This window comes from Aeromonas sp. 600276 (genome assembly GCF_049175815.1).
In the GTDB taxonomy this organism is placed as follows: domain Bacteria; phylum Pseudomonadota; class Gammaproteobacteria; order Enterobacterales; family Aeromonadaceae; genus Aeromonas; species Aeromonas dhakensis.
In genome coordinates, this window is record NZ_JAAKVU010000023.1 from 1 (window position 1) to 24,233 (window position 24,233).

Sequence of the window (24,233 nt, forward strand, 5' to 3'; positions counted from 1 at the left end):
CACAGATTGCTTGATTCAAATTGTTAAAGAGCGACGCAGCTTTTAGCTGCTGCGGGAGTGGCATTCTACTCAACCGCTTTCTCGAGTCAAGCCTTATTTTCAAAGGCTTTTCGAGGCTATCGACTCGGTTGCTTGCGTTGCCGCTTGCCGTGTCGATGGAGGCGCATTATAGGGAGCCGCGCCGCGATGACAAGGGGAATTTTGCAAAAATTGGCATTTTTCGTGTTTTGGCCGATCAAGCGTCTATTTATCAAACAAAAAGCCCTGCATCCGCAGGGCTCAAGCCGCTTTCATACTGCCATGGCTATTTTTTTGCCCAAAAATCACGGGCAAAACTGCGCACTTTGCCCCAGTCGGTAAACTCGAGGTCCTTGCTGGTATCCGTGCTACCGCCGGTGATCTTCATGATCAGCTGGATGATGCGGGTCTGCCACCAGTTATAGCGGGAGTACTGCAGCGCACCGGCAAACACCCCCAGGGTTTTTGGCTTCCAGGGGGAGAGACGCAAAAACTTCTTCATGTAAGCATTGGTCTGCGGGGTCTGCTTCTCGGGCTTGCGGGCCGTCAGGTTGACGCAGAAAAAGGCAGCGTTGGCCACTTCCAGCTGTTCGTGATGAGCATGAATGAAGCTGAACAGGCTGGGGTGGAAATTGCCATAGCGAATGGAAGCGCCGATAAGCACCTTCTTGAACTTGCTGAGATTGCACATGGGCAGGCTGTGCAGATCCTGCATCACCACCTCGCATCCCTCGATCTCAGCCAGCATGGCATCGACGATTTTTCGCGTTTGCCCGTCACGGGAAGAATAAAGCACCAGAATCTTATCCATACCAACCTCAACTACGCCAGAATGCAGGGGTAAACAGTACCAGAAGCGTAAAGATTTCCAATCGACCAAACAACATGGCGACCACCAGTATCCATTGGGCCGTTGCCGAGATATTGCCGAAGTTGGCCGACACCTCCCCCAGCCCCGGCCCCACGTTGGTAAACGCGGCCGCCACGGCAGAGAAGGCGGTCACCTCGTTCAAGCCGGTCATCAGCAACAACAGCATAAAGATGAAGAACAGAATGATATAGGTGGCAAAGTAGCCCCACACCGCTTCCACGATCCGCTCTGGTACGGCGCGACGGCCCAGCTTGAGGGTATAGATGGCGCGTGGATGCACCAGTCGCTTCAGCTCGCGCATCCCCTGCAGGAACAGGATCATGAAACGCATCACCTTGATGCCGCCCCCGGTACTGCCGGCGCAGCAGCCAATGAAGGCGGAGAACATCAGCAGCATGGGCAGGAAAGAGGGCCAATCCGCATAACTGGTGGTGCTGTAACCGGTAGTCGTGCCCAGCGACACCGCCTGGAACAGGCCGTGGTTGAGCGCATCCTGCCAGGTATCGTAGTGGCCGTGGAACAACAGGGAAACGAAGCAGATCAGTACCAGTACACACTGGATGCTCAGGAACACCTTGAGCTCGGAGTCCCGCAGATAACTGCTCAGGCGGACCGGCTTGTGGGCGAACACCATGAAGTGCAGGGCAAAGTTGACGCTCGCCAGCAGCAGAAACAGCACTGTGATCAGGTTGATGGCCGGGCTGTTGAAGAAACCTATGCTGGCATCGTGAGTCGAGAAGCCCCCCACAGACATGGTGGAGAAGGAGTGGCAAATGGCATCGAACAGGGTCATGCCCGCCATCCAGTACGCCAGGGCGCAGAGGGAGGTGAGCAGCAGATAGATGAACCAGAGCGCCTTGGCCGTCTCGGCGATGCGCGGGGTGACCTTGTTGTCCTTGACCGGCCCCGGAATTTCGGCGCGATAGAGCTGCATGCCCCCGATGCCGAGCAGCGGCAGTATGGCCACCGCCAGCACTATGATCCCCATGCCCCCCAACCACTGCAGCAGCTGACGATAGAACAGAAACGCCTTGGGCAGGTTGTCCAGCCCGGTGAGCACGGTCGCCCCCGTGGTGGTCAGGCCGGAAAACGACTCGAAGAAGGCCTCGGACACCGTCATGCCGGGCACCTCTCCCAGCAGGAACGGCAAGGCCCCGACGCTGCCCAGTACCACCCAGAACAGCACGACGATGAGGAAGCCCTCCTTGGACCTGAGGTCCTTCTTCTGATGACGGTTGGGAAACCAGAGTGCGGCACCGAGCAGCAGAGCGATGAAGAAGGAGTTGACGAACTCGGCACCACCACCATCACGATAGCCAAATGCAACCATCGCAGGCAGCAGCATGGTCGAACTGAACAGTGCGACCAGCAGGCCAACGATACGAATGATGCTCAGAATCTGCATTCCGGCTCCCTCTTCAGACCAAAAGAGCGATGGATTCTAGCCATCTAAGGGACGAAGGGATACCCGACCCTGGGTTCGGTCGGTCAATTCCTGTGCGATTCGGGCCCAGAGCGCGGACTCCCACGCCACCTGCAGGGTGACGCTGGCGCCATAGTCGGCCGTCAGCAACTGGCCCTGATAAGCCTGGATCAGGGCCTCTACGGCCCCCATGTCGACATAGTCGCACTGGATGAGAGAGGTGGTCTGTTGGCGCTTGATGTGGGTCTCGAGCTGCTTGAGTGCCGCCCCCACGCCACCGCCATAGGCCTTGACCAGACCGCCGGTGCCCAGCAGCACGCCACCGTAATAGCGCACCACCACGGCGGCGATCTCGCCGAGACCCGACCCCATCAGCTGGGCCAGCATGGGCTTGCCGGCGGTGCCAGAAGGCTCACCATCATCGCTGAAGCCATAGACCTGGCTGTCCTGCGGGGCACCTGCGACGAAGGCCCAGCAGTGATGCCGGGCCCCGGGGTGTTGTTGTTTTATCTCGCCAATCCAGGCCTTGGCGGCCTCGACGGTCGGCGTGTGGGCAAGATAAGTGATGAAACGGCTCTTCTTGATCTCTTCACTCACCTCCAGCGATGCGGCCGGTATGGAATAGTCCGCCGCCATCAGAGCCCTGCTTGTCTGGTCAGGTTCTCCACCCCGTTGGCATGCAGCACCACGTTGTCTTCGATGCGGATGCCGCCATAGGGGCGCAGCGCCTCGACCTTGTTCCAGTTGACCCGCTTGCCCTGATCACCCTGACGCAACGGCTCCAGCAGGCTGTCGATGAAGTAGAGGCCCGGCTCTATGGTGAACACCTGACCCACCTCCATCACCCGGGTGCAACGCAGATAGGGGAACTGTTCGGGAGCCGACAGGTGGGTGCCGCGCTCATCCTGCATGAAGCCGCCGGCATCGTGTACCTGCAGGCCGAGGAAATGGCCGAGGCCGTGGGGGAAGAAGACGTTGGTCACCCCGGTGTGGATCATCTCGTCCACCGACATGTCCACCAGCTCGGTGGCTTGCAGCAGGCGCGCCAGCCTGTGGTGCATCTGCAGATGCAGCTCGCTGTAACGGCGGCCCGGCTTGATCTCCTCGATGATCTCCTGCTGCTGGGCATCCAGCGCCGCGATCAGATCGGCAAACTCGCCGCGCCGCCAGGCCCAGGTCCGGGTGATGTCGGAGGCATAGCCGTGCACGTCCACGCCGGCGTCGATGAGGAAGGAGTAGCGCTCCGCATCGGGCACCCGCTGAGCGGAGAGGTGGGTGTAGTGCAGGATGGCCGCATTGCGGTTGATGGCAACGATATTGCCGTAGGGCGCCTCATTGGCCCCCTGCCCGACCGCCTTCATGTAGGCCAGGTTGATCTCGAACTCGCTCGCCCCCGCCATGAAGGAGTCCTTGGCCGCAATGTGGCCGCGTACCCCGATGCGGTTGGCATCGCGCAGACACTCCAGCTCATAGGGAGTCTTGTAGGCGCGGTGGTAGTGCAGATAGTTGAGGACCGCCTCCGGGTTGGGCTGGCCCAGCCCCAGCAGCTCGGCCACCTCCAGATGGCCACCCAGATAGGCCCACTCCTGCCTGTTGGCCGGCAGATGATCGGCAACCTGCTCCGGGCGGGTCAGGAAGCGGATATCGAAGAAGTCGACCCAGAAGGCGTTGGGCAGGTCCGCTACCTTGTGCCAGAAATCCACCGGCCGGTAGAACAGCAGCACCGGCTTGTTCACCCCATCTACCAGCAACCAGCAGTGGGGATTGTCCAGCACCGGCAACCAGGCCTTGAACTGGGGGTTCACCTTGAAGGGGTAATCCTGATCATCGAGGAAGATGCGGTGGGTCTGGCCGGAGTGGATGGCCAGACCGCCCAGTCCCTGCTGTTGCAGTATGTCGCGGGTGCGCTGCTGCAAGGTGTCGAGGTGCTGGGCAAAAAGTTGGCTGTAGCTGCTCATGGCGTCCTGCTCCGGGAGAAATGTGGTTTCAGCATAACATCAAGCGAATCAAGGCTCGAACCGTCAAGCAATCGCTTCGTGAGGTAACGCATACGTTACAAGGCTTTTGTTATGAAACAAAAACCAACCATTAACAAATAAAAAACAATTCAATACACTGCCGGTAGATACATGCAGTCAGGGACTACTCATGCACAACCTTTGCCTGTGGCAACCGGATCAGGAGCGGATTCAGCAATCCAACCTCCAGCACTTCATGGCCGAGGTCAACCGCTTCCACGGCCTGCAGCTGCACAGCTACGCCCAGCTCTACCAGTGGTCGGTGGAGAAGACAACCCGTTTCTGGCCGCTGGTGTGGCAGCACTGCGGCGTCAAGGGCGAGCTCGGCAACATAGTGGCGGAGAACCGCCAGGAGATGCAGCGCACCCGCTGGTTCCCGGACAGCCGGCTCAACTTCGCCGAAAACCTGCTGCGCCGCCAGGATGACACGCCGGCCATCATCTCCCGCATTGAAGGGAACCCCAGCCAGACCCTGAGCTGGCGCGAACTGGCGGATCAGGTCGCAAGGCTGGCCCAGTGGTTGCGCAGCCAGGGCATCGGCCGGGGCGATGTGGTGGCAGCCTATCTGCCCAATATCCCGGAAACCGTGGTGGCCATGCTGGCGACCACCAGTCTGGGAGCAATCTGGACCTCCACCAGCCCGGATTTTGGCGAAGCCAGCGTGGTGGAGCGCTTCGGCCAGACCCGGCCGCGGGTGCTGTTTGCGGTGGATGGCTATCGCTACAACGGCAAGGCCATCGACATTCAGGACAAGGTGGCGGGGGTCGTCGGCCAGATCGACAGCATAGAGCAGACGGTCATGATCCCCCTGCTGGACCACCCCCTGCAGTTGGGTCACGACTGGCGCCAGATCCTGGCCGACCAGCCGGATGCCAGCCTGCAGTTCGAGCCCATGGCCTTCAATGACCCGCTCTACATCCTCTATTCGTCCGGCACCACCGGCAAGCCCAAGTGCATCGTGCACGGCATCGGCGGCACCTTGCTGCAGCATCTGAAAGAGCACCAGCTGCACTGCGACATCAAGCCGGGGGAGCGTATTTTCTACTTCACCACCTGCGGCTGGATGATGTGGAACTGGCTGGTGAGCGCGCTCGCCTCCGGCGCCACCCTGGTGCTCTACGACGGCTCCCCCTTCTACCCGGACGGCAACGTGTTGTGGGATCTCGCCCGCGACGAAGAAGTCGCCCTGTTCGGCACCTCGGCCAAATACCTAGATGCGCTGCACAAGCAGGGTTATGCCCCTATCAAGACCCACGACTTGCCACACCTGCGGCTCATCTGCAGCACCGGCTCCGTGCTCTCTCCCGAAGGGTTCGACTACGTCTATCAGCAGATCAAGCAGGATGTGCAGCTCAGCTCCATCTCAGGTGGCACCGACATCTGCTCCTGCTTCGTCATCGGCAACCCGCTCAGCCCCGTCTACCGCGGCGAGAGCCAGGGGCGCGGCCTCGGTCTCGCGGTGCAGGTATTCAACGAAGCGGGCCAACCGGTGCAGGGTGAAAAGGGCGAGCTGGTCTGCACCAAGCCGTTTCCGGCCCAGCCCATCGGCTTCTGGGGAGATGACGGCGGCGACAAGTACCACGCCGCCTATTTCGAGCGGTTCGACAACATCTGGTGCCACGGCGACTGGATAGAGCTGACCCCGACCGGCGGCATCCTGTTCTACGGCCGCTCCGACGCCACCCTCAACCCGGGCGGCGTGCGCATCGGCACCAGCGAGATCTACCGCTACGTCGAACAGCTGGAGGAAGTAGAAGAGAGCATCGTCATCGGCCAGCAGTGGCAGCAAGACGAGCGGGTGGTGCTGTTCGTCAAGCTCAAGCCTGGTCTCAAGCTGGACGAGCCGCTGCGCGAGCGTATCCGCCAGCAGGTGCGCCAGCACTGCACCGCCCGCCACGTGCCGGCCCGCATCCTGCAGGTAGACGCCATTCCGCGCACCAAGTCCGGCAAGATAGTGGAGCTGGCGGTGCGGGAAGTGGTGCACAACCGGCCCGTCAACAACACCCACGCTCTCGCCGATCCCGAGGTGCTGAGCCAGTATCGCGACCGGCCCGAGCTGGCCAGCTGAGGCCACACAAGGTTAATAAAGGCGTCATCAGACGCCTTTATTTTGATTGTTAATCTGAGGCGAGCTTTTACTCGAGATCTGTTAAACGAATGTTTTAAATAGGTGTTGAAATTGTCTTCTTTTGGATCAATAGTGAGCCTCGCCCCCTGCTGGGGATAAAGGAGCACCACCCCCCACCATGTGGGAACAAGGAGACACTCTCATGATCTACCAAGGCGAAACCCTGACGGTCAGCTACCTCGAAGACGGCATTGCCGAGCTGAGGTTCGATGCTCCGGGTTCAGTCAACAAGCTGGATCGCGCTACCCTGCTCTCCCTGAGCGAAGCGATCGCCGCATTACAACAAGAACGTGAACTAAAAGGTCTGATCCTCACCTCCGGCAAAGACGCCTTCATCGTCGGCGCCGACATCACCGAATTCCTGGAACTGTTCGATCTGCCGCAGGAAGATCTGCTCGGCTGGCTGAAAAAGGCCAACGACATCTTCAACGCCATCGAAGATCTGCCGGTGCCGACCCTCAGCGCCATCAAGGGTCACGCCCTGGGCGGCGGCTGCGAGACCATTCTCTCCACCGACTTCCGGCTGGCCGATACCACGGCCAAGATCGGCCTGCCCGAGACCAAGCTCGGCATCATGCCCGGCTTTGGCGGCACCGTCCGTCTGCCGCGAGTGATCGGCGCCGACAACGCGCTGGAGTGGATCACCACCGGCAAGGATTACCGTGCCGATGACGCCCTCAAGGTGGGTGCCATCGATGCCGTGGTCGCCCCGGATGCGCTGCAGGGCGCCGCCGTGCAGATGATCAAGGACGCGATCAAGGGCAAGCTGGACTGGCAAGGCCGCCGCGCCGCCAAGAAGGCCCCGCTGCGCCTCTCCAAACTGGAAGCCATGATGAGCTTCTCCACCGCCGCCGGCATGGTTGCCGCCGTGGCGGGCAAACACTATCCGGCCCCCATGGCCGCCGTGAAGACGGTGGAAGCCGCCGCCGGCATGGGTCGGGACGAAGCGCTGGCCGCCGAAGCCGCCACCTTCATCAAGCTGGCGAAAACCGACGTGGCCAAGGCGCTGGTCGGCATCTTCCTCAACGATCAGCACATCAAGGCACTGGCCAAGAAGGCCGCCAAGCAGGCAAACAAGGCCACCGGCCATGCCGCCGTACTGGGTGCCGGCATCATGGGGGGCGGCATCGCCTACCAGTCCGCCAGCAAGGGCATCCCGGCGGTGATGAAAGACATCAACGAGAAGGCGCTGGCACTTGGCATGGGTGAAGCCACCAAGCTGCTAAACGGCCAGCTCGAGCGCAGTCGCATCGACGGCATCAAGATGGGCCAGGTGCTCTCCGCCATCACCCCGACCCTCAGCTATGACAACGTCAAGCATGTGGACGTGGTGGTCGAAGCCGTGGTCGAGAACCCGAAAGTGAAGGCGGCCGTGCTGAGTGAAGTGGAAGGCGTGATCGGCGAAGACGCCGTGCTTGCCAGCAACACCTCCACCATCCCCATCTCCCTGCTGGCCAAGAGCCTGAAGCGCCCGCAGAACTTCTGCGGCATGCACTTCTTCAACCCGGTGCACCGCATGCCGCTGGTGGAGATCATCCGCGGCGAGCAAACCTCGGACGACACCATCAACCGCGTGGTGGCCTACGCCGCCGCCATGGGCAAGTCCCCTGTGGTGGTCAACGACTGCCCGGGCTTCTTCGTCAACCGTGTGCTGTTCCCCTACTTCTTCGGCTTCAACAAGCTGGTCGCCGACGGCGCCGACTTCGCCGCCGTCGACAAGGTGATGGAGAAGGAGTTCGGCTGGCCCATGGGCCCCGCCTACCTGCTGGACGTGGTCGGCATCGACACCGGCCACCATGCCGGTGATGTGATGGCACAGGGCTTCCCGGCGCGCATGAGCAAGGAAGGCCGTACCGCCATCGACGTGATGTACGAGGCGAGCCGCTTCGGTCAGAAGAATGGCAAGGGCTTCTACGCCTACGAGGCCGACAAGAAGGGCAAGCCGAAGAAGGTGGCCGATGCCGCCAGCTACGAGCTGCTGGCCCCGATTGCCAAGCCGAAACAGGATTTCGACAAGGACGCCATCATCGCCCGCATGATGATCCCCATGATCAACGAGGTGGTGCTCTGTCTGGAAGAGGGCATAGTTGCCACCCCAGCCGAAGCCGACATCGCGCTGGTCTACGGTCTGGGCTTCCCTCCCTTCCGCGGTGGCGTGTTCCGCTATCTGGACACTATCGGTCTGGATCGCTACGTGGCCATGGCCGACCAGTATGCCGACCTTGGCCCGCTCTACCGCGTCAGCGACAAGCTGCGTGAGATGGCCGCCCAGGGCAAAACCTTCTACTGATTGCGGAAAGGAGATCCATTCATGAAAGACGTAGTCATTGTCGACTGTATCCGGACCCCGATGGGCCGGTCCAAGGGCGGCGCCTTCCGCAACGTGCGTGCAGAAGACTTGTCCGCGCACCTGATGAAATCCATCCTGCTGCGCAACCCCAACCTCGACCCGAACGAGATCGAGGATATCTACTGGGGCTGCGTGCAGCAGACCCTGGAGCAGGGCTTCAACATCGCCCGCAACGCCGCCCTGCTGGCTGGCATCCCGAAACAGGTGGGGGCTGTCACCGTCAACCGCCTGTGCGGATCCTCCATGCAGGCGCTGCACGATGCCTCCCGCGCCATCCAGGTGGGTGATGGGGATATCTTCATCATCGGCGGCGTCGAGCACATGGGTCACGTGCCCATGAGCCACGGGGTGGACTTCCACCCCGGCATGGCCAAGTCGGTGGCCAAAGCCTCCGGCATGATGGGGCTGACCGCCGAGATGCTCGGCAAGCTGCACGGCATCAGCCGTCAGCAGCAGGACGAGTTTGCCGCCCGCTCCCATCGCCGCGCTCACGCCGCCACCGTGGAAGGCCGTTTCGCCAAGGAGATCGTCGGGCTGGAAGGCCATGACGCCAGCGGCGCCCGCTTCTTCTACGACTATGACGAGGTGATCCGCCCCGAGACCACGGTCGACACCCTGAGCCAGCTGCGCCCGGTGTTCGACCCGGTCAACGGTACCGTCACCGCCGGCACCTCCTCGGCTCTGTCCGATGGCGCCGCCGCTATGCTGGTGATGAGTGCGGATCGCGCCAAGGCCCTCGGCCTCACCCCGCGCGCCAAGGTACGTGCCATGGCCATCGCCGGTTGCGATGCCGCCATCATGGGTTACGGCCCGGTGCCGGCCACCCAGAAGGCACTCAAGCGGGCCGGTCTGACCGTCGGCGACATCGATCTGTTCGAGCTGAACGAGGCGTTTGCCGCCCAGTCCCTCCCCTGCGTGAAGGATCTGGGTCTGCAAGACCTGGTGGACGAGAAGGTGAACCTGAACGGCGGCGCCATTGCCCTGGGTCACCCGCTCGGCTGCTCCGGTGCCCGCATCTCCACCACCCTGATCAATCTGATGGAGGAGAAGGACGCGACCCTGGGTGTGGCCACCATGTGCATCGGCCTGGGTCAGGGCATCGCCACCGTGTTTGAGCGAGTGTAACTGTATCCCCGGACCGGTACGCCGATCCGGGCAGTGCCCCGCCAGGGGCCGAATTTTACAATATGGGCCCGCTTCTGCTTCCCGGCGAAGCGGCCCGTATCGCAGGTTTTGGGGCCGGTCAGACTGCCCCGTCATCAAGTCTGTGGAGTGCGCCACACGGGGTGCACTTCTGTCGTCAGCATCTGCGTCTTGGCCGGCCCGTTTGGGTCGGCCTTTTTTATTTGCACGGCAGGATATGGGAGGATATTGCCCATAACCTCACATTAGATGGGGGGCTTGCTTGCTTTTTGCTCCCCCGACAGGTTCAATCTGCACAAAAAAATGGGTGGATGCACATACATATGTCAACGAGCAAACAACTGCTGATCGTCGACGACGACCAAGAGATCCGCGAGCTGCTCAATGAATACCTGACCAGGGCTGGCTTCGAGGTATTGACCGCAGCGGAGGGCAACGAGATGCGCCAGCAGCTCGCCCAGCACAGCCCGGACCTCATCATTCTCGATATCATGATGCCTGGCGACGACGGTTTTACCCTCTGCCAGCAGATCCGTCGCGACTCTCAGGTTCCCATCATCATGCTGACCGCCGCCTCCGACGAAGCGGATCGGGTGATCGGGCTGGAACTCGGCGCCGATGATTACATCGCCAAGCCGTTCAGCCCGCGCGAACTGCAGGCCCGCATCAAGGCGCTGCTGCGCCGCGCCGAATTCCGCCAGCCGGAGAAAGAGAAGGAACCGAGCCGTCGGCTGCGCTTCGCCGAGTGGACCCTGGATACCCTGAGCCACCAGCTGACTCACGAAGATGGCAGCCTGCTGGATCTCTCCGGCAGCGATGCCATGCTGCTCGGCATGTTCCTGCAACAGCCCGGCGTGGTGCTGGACCGGGATACCATCTCGGACGCCACTCGCGGTCGCGAGAGCCTGCCGATGGAGCGCGGCATCGACGTACAGATCAGCCGACTGCGCCAGAAGCTGGGTGACAACGGCAAGAGCCCGCGCATCATCAAGACCATTCGCGGCAGCGGCTACATGCTGATTGCAGAGGTGCACGAGATCCCATGATGGCCCGGCAAGGTAGCGACGGCATGCTGATCGACACAAGGCGAGAGATCCCATGAATAGCAGGTGGTTCTGGCGGGTCCTGGTACCCCGCTCCCTGCTGTCGCGGATGCTGCTGCTGTTGCTGCTGGCGATCCTGCTCTCCCAGACCATTCTCACCGGCATCTGGATGCAGCAGATCCAGAAGCGGGAGCTGGAGGGCATGCTCAGCACCACCCGCAACCTGGCGCTGTCGGCCGCCTCCACCGTCAACTTCTTCAAATCCTTGCCGCTGCAGTATCGCCACATCGCGCTGGACCAGCTGCGCAACATGGGCGGCAGCCGCTTCTTCGTCTCCCTGAACGAAGAGGAGATCCACATCAGCGCCATCCCCGACAGCGAGCGCAAGACGCTGGTGCTCAAGGAGGTGCAGGGGGTGCTGACCCGCAAGCTCTCTGACGCCATGGCGATCAAGGTGGACTTCTCGCGGCCAGAGGATCTGCATGTCTTCAACAACGACACCCTGCTGGCGGATCTACCCTCCTCCTGGGCCCGTTATACCCTGTCGCTAGAGCCGCTCAACCCGCCGGTACTGGTGACCCAGATCGAGATAGAGCCGGGGGAGTGGCTCTATCTGGCGGCCCTGTTGCCCGCCCCCTACATGACGCTGGATGACACCGTCATGCCCAGCAACCAGGTGCGCTTCATCGCCCTGATGACAGTGTTCCTCTGCTTCTTCACCTTCCTGCTGGTGCGCTGGCAGACGCGGCCACTGCGCCGGCTGGCCAAGGCGGCAGTCAACCTCGGCAAGGACATCGACCAGCCCTCGCTCAAGGAAGAGGGAGCCTCCGAGATAGTGGCGGCCACCCGCGCCTTCAACATCATGCAGCACCGCATCCGCCGCTATATCGACGATAGAGAGCGGCTGTTCAGCTCCATTTCCCACGACCTCAAGACTCCCATCACCCGGCTGCGGCTGCGGGTCGAGCTGCTCGACGACGAGCAGCAGATCGCCAAGTTCAACAAAGATCTGGACGAGCTGGAGCTGATGGTGAAGGGGGCGCTGCAGACGGTGAAGGACACCGACATCCACGAGAACATCGAGCAGCTCGACATCGACGCCATGCTGGAACAGATGGCGGAGGCCATGAACCTGCACGACGAGCGGCTGACCATCGAGGGCCACTGCAAGCAGCCCTACCGTGGCAAACCGCTGGCCCTCAAGCGCTGCATCGGCAACCTGGTGGACAACGGCATCAAGTACGGCCAGAAGGTGCGCATCATCATCATGGACGACGAAGAGATGCTGATCCTGTTCATCATGGACGAGGGGCCCGGCCTGCCGGAAGATCAGTTCGAACGCATCTTCGAGCCCTACTACCGGCTCAGCACGGATCTGGCCGGCACCGGCCTGGGTCTGGGCATTGCCCGCAACATAGCCCACGCCCACGGCGGCGATCTGGTGCTGGAAAATCGTCCGCAGGGCGGCTTGCAGGCCACCCTATCCCTACCAAGGCAGTAACCTTATGAAGTTGTTCCCGTTTGCAATTGTCACCCTGCTCTCCCTGCCTGTAAGCGCCTCCCAGGTGGAGGTGCTGCACTGGTGGACGTCTGGCGGCGAGGCCAAGGCGGTGGAGGTGCTCAAGTCAGAATGGACCGAGCAGGGCAACCAGTGGAACGACTTCGCGGTGCAAGGGGGCGGCGGCAAGAGCGCCATGACGGTGCTGAAAAGCCGGGCACTGGCGGCCAACCCGCCGGAGGCAGCCCATCTCAAGGGGTTCGAGTTGCGGGAGTGGGCCGGACTCGGCTTCCTGCGCGATCTCAGCCCCATGGCCGAACACCTCGGCTGGTATCCCCAGCTGCCGCCCATGGTGCGGGAGACTCTCAGCCAGAACGGCGCCCTGATGGCGGTACCCACCGGCATCCACAGGGTCAACTGGCTGTGGCTCAACCGCAAGATCTTCGAGCGCAACAAGTTGACCCCGCCCACCAGCTGGGCCCAGTTCGTGACCGTGGCCGACCGGCTCAAGGAGAAAGGGATCACCCCGCTCGCCATCGGCAACGAACCCTGGCAGCTGGCGGTGCTGTTCGAAACGGTGGCGCTCGGCGAAGGCGGCAAAGCGTTCTACCGCAAGGCGTTCGTGGAGCAGGACAGCGCCACTCTGACCGGTCCCGACATGGTGCGGGTGCTGACCCGCTTCCAGCAGCTGCGCGGCTATGTGCCGGAGAAATACGCCGGCCTGAAGTGGCACCAGGCCACCAACCTGCTGGAGAGCGGCGGCGCCGCCATGCAGGTGATGGGGGACTGGGTAAAGGGCGAGCTGAGCGCCGGCAACTATCGGCCAGGCGAGGATATCGAGTGCCTGCCAAGCCCCGGCAGTGCCAACCTGTTCAGCTACAACCTCGACTCCATCGCCATGTTCAAGCAGCGGGATCCGGCCCAGCTGCAGGCCCAGGGCGAGCTGGCCCAGCTGCTGATGACGCCGCGCTTCCAGCAGGAGTTCAACCGGGTGAAGGGCTCGATCCCGGCGCTGGTCAAACCGGACATGAGCAAGTTCGACCGCTGCGCCGTGCGCTCCTACCAGGATTTCCTGCAGGCGGAGCGAGAGGGCAACCTGCTGCCCAGCATGGCCGAGGGGATGGCGACGCCGACCAACATGCGCCAGGCGATCATGGATGTGCTGAGCAACTTCTTCAACGACCCCAGAGCCAACCCGCAGCTGACCGCCCTGCATCTGGAGCGGGCCATGCGCTCGACCCGCTGACGCTTTTCGCTGCGGCCAGAAACGACAAAGGCGGATGAGATATCCGCCTTTGTCATCGTGAGAGTCTCGGGGTCAGGATTGATCGTTTTCGTCCTCATCCTCGTCGTAGTAATCGCTGAGCTCGATCCAGAGCCCCAGTCCGATCATCACCATGGAACCGAACCAGGTGCCAGTATTACCGATCGGGCTGCCCATCACTATCATGGCGAAAGACAAGAACCCCATGCCTGCGTAGGCTTGTAATCTGCCGTAGGAGACCTGCATATTCACACCTCCTTGTTGAATATGGTTCAATTTTTATATTACTCATACGGCGGGGTGTGGGTAGGGCCGGATAACACTTTGGTTACATATGCTGTTGACAGCCCAGGTCGTTTGATTATTTTTTCGCCGTGAGTATCATTGGCAGCTGATTTGGTTGAAGGTTGATTATTGATGAGTGCTTTATTCTGCGACGCGACTCACGAGTTGGACGCAATCGGGCTTCGTTGTCCCGAACCTGTCATGATGGTGCGTAAAAAAGTGCGGCTGATGGCTGACGGGGAGACCCTGCTGGTCAGTGCCGACGATCCCTCAACCACCCGCGACATTCCCAGTTTCTGCCGCTTCATGGATCACACCCTGGTCGCCAGCGAGACAGAGCAGGCCCCTTACCGCTATCTGATCCGCAAGGGTCAATGAGCCACACTACCGGAGCAATCCATGCCAGCTATTACCCGAATCGGCACCACCCAGCGTTGGTCTGACGTGGTCATTCACAACGGTACCCTCTACGTGGTGGAAGTGCCCGCCACCGACACCGCCGATATTCACCAGCAGACCCGCGAAGTGCTGACCAGCCTGCAGCGTCTGCTGGAAGCCAACGGCTCCGGCGTCGACAAGATCCTGATGGCCAACATCTATCTCAAGGACATTGCAGACATCGCCGCCTTCAACGAGCAGTGGGATGCCTGGATTCCGGCGGGCACCGCACCGGTGAGAGCCTGCGTTCAGGCCCGTCTGGCCCACGAAGGCTACAAGGTAGAAGTGCAGCTGACAGCAGCCGTCTAAGCCGGGTGGGATGCCTGGCTCCCCTGATGCCGACACAGCCCCCGTGCGCGCCTGTGTTCAGGCCCGCCTGGCCCACGAAGGCTACAAGGTGGAAGTGCAGCTGACAGCAGCCGTCTAAGCCGGGTGGGATGCCTGGCTCCCCTGATGCCGACACAGCCCCATGCGCGCCTGCGTGCAGGCCCGTCTCGCCCACGAAGGCTACAAGGTAGAAGTGCAGCTGACTGCGGCAGTCTAAGAGGCGGTTCTCCCTCTCATCCCCGTCCCTTCTCCCGCAAGGGGAGAAGGGGGCAAAAAACAAGGCGCCATTGCTCGCAACGGCCCCAATAAAAAGGCCCCGCCATCGCTGGCGGGGCCTTTTTCATGGCTGCGAACCGGGCCGCTTAGGCGGTCGGGGTCAGGGTGATGGTCACCCGACGGTTTTGGGCCTTGCCTTCGGCTGTGCTGTTGGTGGCGACCGGCTGATCCGGGCCCACGCCGCTGGTAGCGATGCGGCTGCCGGTCACACCCTGGCCGATCAGCTGGGCGGCGACGGCATCGGCGCGCTGGGCGGAGAGCTTCATGTTCAGCTCGCGGGAGCCGGTGCTGTCGGTGTGACCAACCACGTTCAGGCGGGTCTTGTCGAACTCGGCGACCACCATGGCCACGCCGGACAGGGTGTTGGCACCGGCGGCCTTCAGCTGGGCGCTGGAGCTGTCGAAGGTGACGTTGTTCGGCATGTTGAGGATCAGCTGATCACCGTTGCGGGTCACGCTGACGCCGGTGCCTTGCAGCTTCTCGCGCAGCTTGGCTTCCTGCACGTCCATGTAGTAGCCGATACCGCCACCCAGCGCAGCGCCGGCGGCCACACCGGTCAGGATCCCCTTCTTGCGGTCACCCTTGCTGGAGGAGAGCGCCCCCACGGCGGCACCCGCAGCGGCGCCCGCCAGTGCGCCCCAGGCGCCCTTGGAAGTTTGGGACTCGCCGGTATAGGGGTTGGTGGTACAGCCGCTCAGGGCGATGGCCAGAGCAACGGCGGGAACGATTGTCTTGAAATGCATGAAAAACCTCTAAAAAAACCGACTCAAATCCAAAGAGGGCGCATTCTACCCCAGAGGTGTGCCAAGGTGTGACGCTGTCGATGCAGATCCCCCATCTGCCACGCATGGCTGCCGCTCGGGCAGAGGAATGCGCCCCGAACCTCGCTGACGTTTCACGGTCAGCGCGAACAACACATAGGCCCACGCCCCCCAGATGCGGGTTGCCGACCAGGTGACATTACCGCCAGAGTGGGGCTCCCCCACAACGGAGCCAGCCCATGTCTTCACTCGCCCATTCCGCCCTGCTCATCATCGACATGCAGGTCGGCCTGCTGCATGGCCCGGAGGCGCCCCATGCCGGCCCACAGCTACTGGCCAACATCAACCGGCTTGCCGATGCCGCCCATAGCGCCGGCATCCCAGTACTGGCGGTACGTCACACGGGCCCGACCGGCAGCCCCATCGCTGCGGGCAGCCCCCTCTGGCAACTGGTGCCCGAGCTGGCCGTGACCGCAGCCGACCTCGTGTTCGACAAACAGCGACCAAGTGCCTTTCACGGCACAGCCCTCGATAGTTGGCTGCAGCAGCGCGGGGTACAAACCCTGCTCGTCACCGGCATGAAGACCCAGTACTGCATCGATACCACCTGCCGGGCGGCGGCGGATCTCGGCTACGCCGTGGTGCTGGTGAGCGATGCCCACACCTGCATGGATACCCCGCAGCTGGCCGCCCCCCAGATCATCGCCCATCACAACGCCACCCTGGCCGGCCCCTTCGTGCGGCTGATGAGCAGCGATGAGGTGTGCGAGGCACTGAGCCACACCCGTCAGCCTGGTTGAGGCGACCCCACAACGAAGAAGGGAGGCCCAGGCCTCCCTTCTTCGTTGACGTGCGCCAGATCTACCCCGGCTGCTGGCATTCGGCGTGGCAGGGGCAGGTCACCAGATGATCGTTCACCATCCCCACCGCCTGCATGAAGGCGTAGCAGATGGTGCTGCCGACGAAGGTGAAGCCACGCTTCTTGAGCGCCTTGGACATGGCATCCGACTCCGGCGAGGTCGCCGGAATGTCACCGTTGCCCTGGCGCTGGTTGACGATGGGGGCGCCGCCCACGAAGCCCCACAGATAATCGACAAAGTCGATGCCTTCGGCTTCCAGCGCCAGATAGGCGCGGGCATTTTTGATGATCGACTGCACCTTGAGCCGGTTGCGGATGATGCCGCTATCCTGCATCAGCCGCTCCACATCCTGCTCGTCGAACTGCACGATGCGCACCGGATCAAAATCCGCATAGGCGCGATGGTAGCTCTCGGTGCGCTTGAGGATGGTGATCCACGACAGCCCCGCCTGCTGGCCGTCGAGGCAGAGCTTGGCAAACAGCTCGCGCGAGTCATGGACCGGCCTTCCCCACTGTTTGTCATGGTATTCAATGTATTCCGGGTCTTTGGTCACCCAGGCGCAACGCAACTCCATTCCCTCTCTCCTGTCATTTCATCCAATCCCCGAGGTCGATGCCAACCCGGGCGCGGGAGTGCCGACAACCCCTCCCGCCCAGGCCCGGCGCAGCGCCATCACATTAATCCGCTGTAATTTCGCCTATTATCCGACCATGCCAGACGGTATACTCCTTCGGTTCACATTCAGCAAATCTTGCTCTGATTTCATTTCGCGCGAAAAAAATTATGCAAAAATTCGATGTCAAAACCTTTCAGGGCCTGATCCTGCAGCTGCAGGACTATTGGTCCCGCCAGGGCTGTACCATCATTCAGCCGCTGGATATGGAAGTGGGTGCCGGTACTTCTCACCCCATGACCTGCCTGCGCGCCCTGGGCCCCGAGCCCATCGCCTGCGCCTACGTGCAACCGTCCCGCCGTCCGACTGACGGCCGCTACGGTGAAAACCCGAACCGCCTGCAGCACTACTACCAGTTCCAGGTGATCATCAAGCCTTCCCCCGACAACATTCAGGAACTCTATCTGGGCTCCCTGAAAGAGCTGGGAATGGATCCCGAGATCCACGATATCCGCTTCGTGGAAGACAACTGGGAAAACCCGACTCTGGGTGCCTGGGGTCTGGGTTGGGAAGTGTGGCTGAACGGCATGGAAGTGACCCAGTTCACCTACTTCCAGCAAGTTGGCGGCCTCGAGTGCAAGCCGGTCACCGGCGAGATCACCTACGGTCTCGAGCGTCTGGCAATGTACATTCAGGGCGTCGACAGCGTCTACGACCTGGTCTGGTCTGACGGCCCGCTGGGCAAGACCACCTACGGCGACGTGTTCCACCAGAACGAAGTGGAGCAATCCACCTACAACTTCGAACACGCCGATGTGGAGTTCCTGTTCCACTGCTTCGAGCAGTACGAGAAGGAAGCCCAGAATCTGCTGGCGCTGGAAAAACCGCTGCCGCTGCCTGCCTACGAGCGCATCCTCAAAGCCGCTCACTCCTTCAACCTGCTGGATGCCCGCAAGGCCATCTCGGTCACCGAGCGTCAGCGCTACATCCTGCGCATTCGCACCCTGACCAAGGCCGTGGCAGAGGCATACTACGCCTCCCGCGAAGCGCTGGGCTTCCCGATGTGCCAACGTGGCAGCAACGAGAACAAGCAAGGTTAAGGAACGGACATGGCACAACATACATTTCTGGTAGAGATCGGTACTGCTGAGCTGCCGCCCAAAGCCCTGCGCTCCCTGGCCGAAGCCTTTGCCGACAACTTCAAAGCCGAACTGACCAAGGCCGATCTGGCCTTCGGCGACGTCGAGTGGTTTGCCTCCCCGCGCCGTCTGGCGCTGAAGGTACACGCGCTGGCCGGCGAGCAGCCGAGCAAGAGCGTCGAGAAGCGCGGCCCGGCCGTAGCTCAGGCGTTCGATGCCGAAGGCAAGCCGACCAAGGCCGCCGAAGGCTGGGCCCGTGGCAACGGCATCACCGTTGAGCAGGCCGAGCGTCTGGTCACCGACAAGGGCGAGTGGCTGGTTCACACCGCCAGGGTCGAAGGCCGTCCGGCCAAAGAGTTGTTGGGCGAACTGGTTGCCTCTGCTCTGGCCAAGCTGCCGATCCCGAAAATGATGCGCTGGGGCGACAAAACCATCCAGTTCGTGCGTCCGGTCTTCACCGTGACCCTGCTGCTGGATGGGGATCTGGTGCCCGCTCACATTCTGGGTATCGACTCTGCCCGCACCATCCGCGGTCACCGCTTCATGGGCGAGAGCGAGTTCACCATCGACAACGCCAGCCAGTACCCGCAGATCCTGCAGGAGCGCGGCATGGTGATTGCCGACTTCATGGCGCGCAAGGCCAAGATCAAGGCTGACGCCGAAGCGGCCGCTGCCGCCTTCGGTGGCGTGGCCGATCTGGATGACGACCTGCTGGAAGAAGTGACCGCCCTGGTCGAGTGGCCTGTGGTGCTGACCGCCAACTTCGAAGAGAAGTTCCTGGCCGTGCCGGCCGAAGCGCTGGTTCACACCATGAAGGGTGACCAGAAGTACTTCCCGGTCTACGACAAGAACGGCAAGCTGCTGCCGAAGTTCATCTTCGTCACCAACATCGAGTCCAAAGACCCGAGCCAGATCATCAGCGGCAACGAGAAGGTGGTGCGCCCCCGTCTCTCTGACGCCGAGTTCTTCTTCAAGACCGACCTCAAGCAGACCCTGGCCTCCCGCCTGCCGCGCCTTGAAACCGTGCTGTTCCAGCAACAGCTGGGCACCGTCAAGGCCAAGGTCGAGCGCATCGAGACCGTCGCCGGCTTTATCGCCGAGCGTATCGGCGCCGATGTGGCTCAGGCCAAGCGTGCCGGTCTGCTCTCCAAGTGTGATCTGATGACCAACATGGTCGGCGAGTTCACCGACACCCAGGGTGTTATGGGGATGCACTACGCCCGTCATGATGGCGAAGACGAAGCGGTCGCCGTCGCCCTCAACGAGCAGTACATGCCGCGCTTTGCCGGCGATGCCCTGCCGTCCGGTCTGGTTGCCTGCGCCGTCGCGCTGGCCGACAAGTTCGACACCCTGGCCGGTATCTTCGGCATCGGCATGCTGCCGAAGGGTGACAAGGACCCGTTCGCCCTGCGTCGCGCCGCCATCGGTGCCCTGCGCATCATGACCGAGAAGCAGCTGGATCTGGATCTGGTTGAACTGGTTGAAGAGGCGGTACGCGTCTACGGCAACAAGCTGACCAACCAAACCGTCGTCACCGACGTGGTCGACTTTATGCTGGGTCGCTTCCGTGCCGCCTATCAGGACGAAGGCATCGGTGCCGACGTGGTGCTGGCCGTACTGGCCCGCCGCCCGACCCGTCCGCTCGACTTCGATCGTCGCGTCAAGGCCGTCAGCCACTTCCGCACGCTGGATGCCGCACTGGCACTGGCTGCCGCCAACAAGCGCGTGAGCAACATTCTGGCCAAGGTCGAAGGCGAACTGCCGACTGCCGTCAAACCGGAACTGCTGGTCGATGCCGCCGAGAAGGCGCTGGCCACCCAGGTTGCCGAACTGCAAGCCGAACTGGCCCCGCTGTTCGCTGCCGGTGACTATCAGGCTGCCCTTACCCGTCTGGCCGCCCTGCGCGAGCCGGTCGATACCTTCTTCAACGAAGTCATGGTGATGGCCGACGACGAGGCCCTCAAGGCCAACCGTCTGGCCCTGCTGAATAACCTGCGCAACCTGTTCCTGCAAGTCGCGGATATCTCGCTGCTGCAGTGATGTTGTTAGTCTGAATGAAAACGGCCCCTAGTGGGGTCGTTTTTACGAACGAGTAAATAAATATCCATATAATCCAATCCGTATTTTAATTTTTTAACTTCTTTTTTATTTCATTCAAACCATCCACAACGTCCTTATCAGGATTTGATATACAATATTGTGCGATATATTCGGCTAAAATACTAATATTAACCCCTCGAAAATTGTCCCTACCTGTAGAGTAATTATAAGCACTAACAAACCCAGCAAGCCAACCTCCAGTGTACACGTTAAAATCTTGGACATCTTTATCACTATATGACTCAGCCCATGATTTACAGTTATAATAGCCATACACACTAAATTTGCTGTCAGCAGAAATAGCCATAGTTGATATCAAACAGCATAATCCAACAAAAATCATCTTCATAAATATTCAAACCTCTCCAGATTTATGAATGAAAATATTCTTATAAAAACCAAATTCATTATAAACAAAAAGCATGGCTTGTATTAAGTTAATGAAAAAACACATAAGCAAAAATATTTGAATAAAACCCGGAGATGACATTAAAAAAAGTAGCGCTCCGTAATAAAATGGGGTCATCATAAATAAAAATATAGCTAATGACATAAGTACTCTCATAAGTGAAATAATTATTGCAGAGCTCTCGATGCCGTTAACTTCTTTTTCACTACCAAGTAGTGCCATATCAATCAACTTCCTATTTTTCTTATCTATCGCCATCATGTCCACAAAGCAGAACAAGTTGAGAATATGAGGATATGTTGACATAAGTGACTTGGTTTTTCTCAAAAAGAATAGCTCTCTAGTGCGAGTCATACTCAATGAGCCAAACCATATAAGTAGGAATATTGGCATAGAAATCATCATGATGTTATGGATGCTATATAAAGACACTTTCGATTTAACATCACCAACTGAAAAAGGTAGCTGTAATGGTGTATCAACACCAACTATTTTCAAGCTTCTATTGTCATAGGATAACAAGTCTTGGTTTATAGCCTTCAGGATTTCCTCAACTTCTTTGGTCCTGAACAACTCCATATACTTATCACTTAATGCACTATCAACGTAAAATAAATCAATAATAATACCTATATACATAGACCTGTATATACCTTCAGCAGCAGAATCTAGATCCCCTTTTTGAGGTAAAGCTAGCTTGCTGCGAACATTGTTTACATAACTGAGTTCAAGGCCAGGTGCTTCTGGCTGAGGAGCTTTTTTGACCAATGGTTTTAGCCCTAGTTTTTTCCTCAACTCTATTTCTTTTTTATCTTCTTTGGATTTATTAAAATCAGCATCTCTATTACTATCCTTTCTCATCAAGAAATCAGAGTAGGTAGACTGAATTCTTTTCGCTAATTGTATGTATTCTTTTTTCTCGATAATAAAGTCATTCAACGATATTAACGCCTTGTAATCCTGCTGGTTTTTATCCGTATTAATGGCGAGGCATAGATAGTAAAAAAATATACATACCACAATAACAAAAACACTCGAGTACAACTGACGCTCAAATCGTTTCCCTAAATAAAACAACTGTTCCATATATAATTTCCCAAAAATTAAACTTTACGTTTTTATCTTACATATGTTATACCGTTGAGCCTATCATATAATACCTCCTTCAACTCTGCCCGTAGGTGCGATTAACCGCAGGCGTAATCTGATGTTCGCGTAAATAGATTCTTCCGCCATAACGGCCAGCCGAATTTTCCCCTCCGGCTGGCCGCCTCTGTTGCACGGCAACAACCGTAATCAAAGCCTCTCGTTCGTCCAATTAGGCTGCGCTAATCGAACCTACAGAAAGCGGTGGCTTGCGGGGCATGCCGGTCGGTGCCGAACATCGAGAAGCCCAACATTGACCTTGGGTTGGCAAAACACCCCCCTCATCCCCAACCCTTCTCCCACAAGGGGAGAAGGGGGCAACCCGTAGGTTCGATTAGCCGTCAGGCGTAATCGGACATTCGCGTCAATGGATTCCCCCGCCATCACGGCCTGCCGAAATTCTACCTCTGGCTGGCCACCCCGGTTTCACGACAACAGTTGCAGTCAAAGCCTCTCAATCGTTCAATTACGCTGCGCTAATCGAACCTACAACGGCTTTGCCAACGCGGCGATAATCTTTTCCACGCTCTGGGTGACCGACAGAGTGGCGCTATCCAGTACCAGACGCTCACTGTCCCAGGGTTCATAATCGCGTGTGATCACCGCCTGCCAATCCGGCAATGCCAGCCCCTCGATATCCACCGTCCGGTTCTCGACCCGCTCGCGGTGCAACTTAGGGTTGGAGCAGACCACCTCGACATCGAGACAGGGCACCCCGACCGAGCGGGCGATCTCGTGGTAAGCATCCCGGGTGAGCTGGATGGGGTTAACAGAATCCGTGATGACGATCGAGCCAAGTGCCAGGTTCTCTCTGGCCAGCCCATAGGCAACGAAATAACCGGCCGGCCCCATCTCGTTATCCGCCTGCTCAGCGGCACGAATTGCCTGCTCTATGGTATCGATGCGCAGGTAGACGGCCCTCAACCGCTGGGCCAGAGCCCGTGCTATGGTGCTTTTTCCGCTGCCCGGCAAACCACTGAAGATGATCAGCATGTCCCATTCCCGTGATAAAAGAAGAATCCGAGCCATAGGGTACCGGATTGCCATCGCGCCCACAGCGTCTTGTTCAAGGCTGCACGGGATATGCCCGTCAGCGGACTTCCTTGAGCGATAGCCGTTATCGAATACGCGCGAATATAAGTCTGCCTCTCTACCGATCATCCAAATGCATATGCAGGCTGGCTGCTGCCGATGGATAGCAATAGCCACAAAAATATTTTGTGCGCCCCATTTCTCGTTATTGTACCTCATCAATCAAGCCGTGATTTCTGCCAAAACATGGCTAAATATAAATAACAAAGCATTAAAAACGGATTGTTTTATATGTCCAGCCATCTTTAATGCCATCGCGACAATGAAAAATAGTGACACCCACATTCAAAAACAAACCATTGAAAATCAATAAGTTATTGCCAAATCAAAATAAGCAACCCAAATAATTAAATTGAAAAAAGATATATAGCATCAATATCAGACTTATCTGAATTAAATAGCCATGGCCTTTTCCACCTCTCCATTTTAATTTCCGCCATTCACCTGAAACACACAGATGGAGATGTGTAGAATGATCATAAAAAAGCAGTTCGTTATGTTGGCCGCCTTGTCCACCCTGATGTGCTCTACCAGTGCCTTGGCCACTTACCGGGTCGACGTGCAGTGTCTTGACCAGGTCATGTTGACCGATGTGCATGCCGGTTATATCAAATCGGCCAGTGGCGGCCCCGACGCGGGCAATGCGGTGGTCATCTCATGGGAAAAGAATTATGAGCAGGGCAGCACGAGCTTCCATGTCTTCAAGAACCTGAATGATTACCCCGGCAGGGGCATGTTCGAGATGGCCTTGCTGGCGCTGGAACGCGGCCTGCCGGTCAGCGCCTGGGGCAATGATGCCCAGTGCTCCGGCGGGATTCATCAGCTGAAGATCACCCGCAGCTTCAACCCCTAATCCTGCCGGCCTACCGGCCTACAGGCTGGTGCAATAAATGAAGTGAACACCAAGCCGGGCCAGTCAGCTGCGCCCGGCTTTAACAACCCGCGCGACCGTCGCTTGCCTTGCGCTGCAACATGCGAGGATAGGGTCGCCAGGTATCTCACCCGTTCGCGTCACATCTGCCCCATCGACA

General features: G+C 59.3%; 22 protein-coding genes. 12 read left to right on the forward strand and 10 right to left on the reverse strand.

What is annotated here, in order from left to right; genetic code table 11:
• Positions 1–304 precede the first annotated feature (304 nt).
• From hemG to pepQ, 4 genes are read right to left on the reverse strand one after another with little or no spacing between them, the layout of a single operon-like run.
• Complete coding sequence (hemG, locus tag G5134_RS18775) at positions 305–829, reverse strand: menaquinone-dependent protoporphyrinogen IX dehydrogenase (RefSeq protein WP_024943017.1); 525 nt, start codon at positions 827–829, stop codon at positions 305–307.
• Positions 830–836: 7 nt separating this feature from the next.
• Positions 837–2,294, reverse strand: coding sequence for a TrkH family potassium uptake protein (locus tag G5134_RS18780; RefSeq protein ID WP_010635534.1), 1,458 nt, complete (start codon positions 2,292–2,294; stop codon positions 837–839).
• A gap of 36 nt (positions 2,295–2,330) precedes the next feature.
• Positions 2,331–2,948, reverse strand: coding sequence for a YigZ family protein (locus G5134_RS18785; protein WP_065017784.1), 618 nt, complete (start codon positions 2,946–2,948; stop codon positions 2,331–2,333).
• Entirely contained in the window at positions 2,948–4,270 is a 1,323-nt protein-coding gene (pepQ, locus tag G5134_RS18790; protein ID WP_065017785.1) for a Xaa-Pro dipeptidase, read from the reverse strand. Before pepQ ends, G5134_RS18785 begins: the two co-directional genes overlap by 1 nt.
• 190 nt (positions 4,271–4,460) lie before the next feature.
• Between pepQ and G5134_RS18795 the strand changes: the two genes are divergently transcribed.
• The 6 genes from G5134_RS18795 to G5134_RS18820 all read left to right on the forward strand — a co-directional run bounded on the left by G5134_RS18795 (position 4,461) and on the right by G5134_RS18820 (position 13,738).
• Positions 4,461–6,398, forward strand: coding sequence for an acetoacetate--CoA ligase (locus G5134_RS18795; RefSeq protein WP_065017786.1), 1,938 nt, complete (start codon positions 4,461–4,463; stop codon positions 6,396–6,398).
• Positions 6,399–6,600: 202 nt separating this feature from the next.
• Complete coding sequence (gene fadB, locus G5134_RS18800) at positions 6,601–8,748, forward strand: fatty acid oxidation complex subunit alpha FadB (RefSeq protein WP_065017787.1); 2,148 nt, start codon at positions 6,601–6,603, stop codon at positions 8,746–8,748.
• 21 nt (positions 8,749–8,769) lie between these two features.
• Positions 8,770–9,933, forward strand: coding sequence for an acetyl-CoA C-acyltransferase FadA (gene fadA, locus G5134_RS18805; RefSeq protein ID WP_005307433.1), 1,164 nt, complete (start codon positions 8,770–8,772; stop codon positions 9,931–9,933).
• A 341-nt stretch (positions 9,934–10,274) separates the two neighbouring features.
• Positions 10,275–10,997 carry a response regulator gene (locus G5134_RS18810; protein ID WP_010635539.1) on the forward strand — a complete coding sequence of 241 codons (723 nt, stop codon included), beginning with the start codon at positions 10,275–10,277 and terminating at the stop codon, positions 10,995–10,997.
• Between the two features lie 52 nt (positions 10,998–11,049).
• Positions 11,050–12,495 (forward strand): ATP-binding protein, encoded by a 1,446-nt coding sequence (locus G5134_RS18815; RefSeq protein WP_005307426.1) that lies wholly within the window; start codon positions 11,050–11,052, stop codon positions 12,493–12,495.
• A 4-nt stretch (positions 12,496–12,499) separates the two neighbouring features.
• The gene (locus tag G5134_RS18820) at positions 12,500–13,738 is read left to right on the forward strand and encodes an ABC transporter substrate-binding protein (protein ID WP_421232129.1); all 1,239 of its coding nucleotides are present in this window, start codon (positions 12,500–12,502) and stop codon (positions 13,736–13,738) included.
• Between the two features lie 72 nt (positions 13,739–13,810).
• On the opposite strand, the gene G5134_RS18825 is transcribed toward G5134_RS18820, so the two are convergent.
• Positions 13,811–14,002, reverse strand: coding sequence for a hypothetical protein (locus G5134_RS18825; RefSeq protein ID WP_005307420.1), 192 nt, complete (start codon positions 14,000–14,002; stop codon positions 13,811–13,813).
• Between the two features lie 171 nt (positions 14,003–14,173).
• Here G5134_RS18825 and tusA point away from each other — a divergent pair, with 171 nt between their 5' ends.
• The gene (tusA, locus tag G5134_RS18830) at positions 14,174–14,419 is read left to right on the forward strand and encodes a sulfurtransferase TusA (RefSeq protein WP_005307416.1); all 246 of its coding nucleotides are present in this window, start codon (positions 14,174–14,176) and stop codon (positions 14,417–14,419) included.
• A 21-nt stretch (positions 14,420–14,440) separates the two neighbouring features.
• Entirely contained in the window at positions 14,441–14,788 is a 348-nt protein-coding gene (locus G5134_RS18835) for a RidA family protein (RefSeq protein ID WP_005307413.1), read from the forward strand.
• Positions 14,789–15,168: 380 nt separating this feature from the next.
• Here the strand turns inward: G5134_RS18835 and G5134_RS18840 are convergent, their stop codons facing one another.
• Positions 15,169–15,825 (reverse strand): OmpA family lipoprotein, encoded by a 657-nt coding sequence (locus tag G5134_RS18840; RefSeq protein ID WP_065017789.1) that lies wholly within the window; start codon positions 15,823–15,825, stop codon positions 15,169–15,171.
• A gap of 257 nt (positions 15,826–16,082) precedes the next feature.
• On the opposite strand from G5134_RS18840, the gene G5134_RS18845 reads away from it, so the two are divergent.
• The gene (locus G5134_RS18845) at positions 16,083–16,643 is read left to right on the forward strand and encodes a cysteine hydrolase family protein (RefSeq protein ID WP_065017790.1); all 561 of its coding nucleotides are present in this window, start codon (positions 16,083–16,085) and stop codon (positions 16,641–16,643) included.
• Between the two features lie 61 nt (positions 16,644–16,704).
• Here G5134_RS18845 and G5134_RS18850 read toward each other — a convergent pair whose 3' ends face one another.
• Positions 16,705–17,277, reverse strand: coding sequence for a DNA-3-methyladenine glycosylase I (locus G5134_RS18850; protein WP_065017791.1), 573 nt, complete (start codon positions 17,275–17,277; stop codon positions 16,705–16,707).
• A gap of 209 nt (positions 17,278–17,486) precedes the next feature.
• On the opposite strand from G5134_RS18850, the gene glyQ reads away from it, so the two are divergent.
• On the forward strand, positions 17,487–18,416 hold the full coding sequence (glyQ, locus tag G5134_RS18855; protein ID WP_010672400.1) for a glycine--tRNA ligase subunit alpha: 930 nt from the start codon (positions 17,487–17,489) through the stop codon (positions 18,414–18,416).
• A 9-nt stretch (positions 18,417–18,425) separates the two neighbouring features.
• A complete protein-coding gene (gene glyS / locus G5134_RS18860; protein ID WP_024943027.1) occupies positions 18,426–20,495 on the forward strand; it encodes a glycine--tRNA ligase subunit beta in 2,070 nt (689 codons plus the stop codon).
• An 85-nt stretch (positions 20,496–20,580) separates the two neighbouring features.
• Here the strand turns inward: glyS and G5134_RS18865 are convergent, their stop codons facing one another.
• The 3 genes from G5134_RS18865 to G5134_RS18875 form a co-directional block, all read right to left on the reverse strand.
• Positions 20,581–20,904, reverse strand: coding sequence for a hypothetical protein (locus G5134_RS18865; RefSeq protein ID WP_156559833.1), 324 nt, complete (start codon positions 20,902–20,904; stop codon positions 20,581–20,583).
• Positions 20,905–20,910: 6 nt separating this feature from the next.
• Complete coding sequence (locus G5134_RS18870) at positions 20,911–22,050, reverse strand: hypothetical protein (RefSeq protein WP_065017792.1); 1,140 nt, start codon at positions 22,048–22,050, stop codon at positions 20,911–20,913.
• Positions 22,051–22,596: 546 nt separating this feature from the next.
• Positions 22,597–23,103, reverse strand: a complete 507-nt coding sequence (locus G5134_RS18875; RefSeq protein ID WP_024942228.1) for an AAA family ATPase — start codon at positions 23,101–23,103, stop codon at positions 22,597–22,599.
• A 571-nt stretch (positions 23,104–23,674) separates the two neighbouring features.
• Here G5134_RS18875 and G5134_RS18880 point away from each other — a divergent pair.
• Positions 23,675–24,055: a hypothetical protein gene (locus G5134_RS18880; protein ID WP_005307389.1), complete on the forward strand. Its 381-nt coding sequence runs from the start codon at positions 23,675–23,677 to the stop codon at positions 24,053–24,055.
• The last annotated feature ends 178 nt before the right edge of the window (positions 24,056–24,233 follow it).

Excerpts from the sequence above, each read along its gene's own strand:
- hemG (WP_024943017.1), bottom strand. The coding sequence starts at position 829 with ATGGATAAGATTCTGGTGCTTTATTCTTCCCGTGACGGGCAAACGCGA.
- G5134_RS18780 (WP_010635534.1), bottom strand. The coding sequence starts at position 2,294 with ATGCAGATTCTGAGCATCATTCGTATCGTTGGCCTGCTGGTCGCACTG.
- G5134_RS18785 (WP_065017784.1), bottom strand. The coding sequence starts at position 2,948 with ATGGCGGCGGACTATTCCATACCGGCCGCATCGCTGGAGGTGAGTGAA.
- pepQ (WP_065017785.1), bottom strand. The coding sequence starts at position 4,270 with ATGAGCAGCTACAGCCAACTTTTTGCCCAGCACCTCGACACCTTGCAG.
- G5134_RS18795 (WP_065017786.1), top strand. The coding sequence starts at position 4,461 with ATGCACAACCTTTGCCTGTGGCAACCGGATCAGGAGCGGATTCAGCAA.
- fadB (WP_065017787.1), top strand. The coding sequence starts at position 6,601 with ATGATCTACCAAGGCGAAACCCTGACGGTCAGCTACCTCGAAGACGGC.
- fadA (WP_005307433.1), top strand. The coding sequence starts at position 8,770 with ATGAAAGACGTAGTCATTGTCGACTGTATCCGGACCCCGATGGGCCGG.
- G5134_RS18810 (WP_010635539.1), top strand. The coding sequence starts at position 10,275 with ATGTCAACGAGCAAACAACTGCTGATCGTCGACGACGACCAAGAGATC.
- G5134_RS18815 (WP_005307426.1), top strand. The coding sequence starts at position 11,050 with ATGAATAGCAGGTGGTTCTGGCGGGTCCTGGTACCCCGCTCCCTGCTG.
- G5134_RS18820 (WP_421232129.1), top strand. The coding sequence starts at position 12,500 with ATGAAGTTGTTCCCGTTTGCAATTGTCACCCTGCTCTCCCTGCCTGTA.
- G5134_RS18825 (WP_005307420.1), bottom strand. The coding sequence starts at position 14,002 with ATGCAGGTCTCCTACGGCAGATTACAAGCCTACGCAGGCATGGGGTTC.
- tusA (WP_005307416.1), top strand. The coding sequence starts at position 14,174 with ATGAGTGCTTTATTCTGCGACGCGACTCACGAGTTGGACGCAATCGGG.
- G5134_RS18835 (WP_005307413.1), top strand. The coding sequence starts at position 14,441 with ATGCCAGCTATTACCCGAATCGGCACCACCCAGCGTTGGTCTGACGTG.
- G5134_RS18840 (WP_065017789.1), bottom strand. The coding sequence starts at position 15,825 with ATGCATTTCAAGACAATCGTTCCCGCCGTTGCTCTGGCCATCGCCCTG.
- G5134_RS18845 (WP_065017790.1), top strand. The coding sequence starts at position 16,083 with ATGTCTTCACTCGCCCATTCCGCCCTGCTCATCATCGACATGCAGGTC.
- G5134_RS18850 (WP_065017791.1), bottom strand. The coding sequence starts at position 17,277 with ATGGAGTTGCGTTGCGCCTGGGTGACCAAAGACCCGGAATACATTGAA.
- glyQ (WP_010672400.1), top strand. The coding sequence starts at position 17,487 with ATGCAAAAATTCGATGTCAAAACCTTTCAGGGCCTGATCCTGCAGCTG.
- glyS (WP_024943027.1), top strand. The coding sequence starts at position 18,426 with ATGGCACAACATACATTTCTGGTAGAGATCGGTACTGCTGAGCTGCCG.
- G5134_RS18865 (WP_156559833.1), bottom strand. The coding sequence starts at position 20,904 with ATGAAGATGATTTTTGTTGGATTATGCTGTTTGATATCAACTATGGCT.
- G5134_RS18870 (WP_065017792.1), bottom strand. The coding sequence starts at position 22,050 with ATGGAACAGTTGTTTTATTTAGGGAAACGATTTGAGCGTCAGTTGTAC.
- G5134_RS18875 (WP_024942228.1), bottom strand. The coding sequence starts at position 23,103 with ATGCTGATCATCTTCAGTGGTTTGCCGGGCAGCGGAAAAAGCACCATA.
- G5134_RS18880 (WP_005307389.1), top strand. The coding sequence starts at position 23,675 with ATGATCATAAAAAAGCAGTTCGTTATGTTGGCCGCCTTGTCCACCCTG.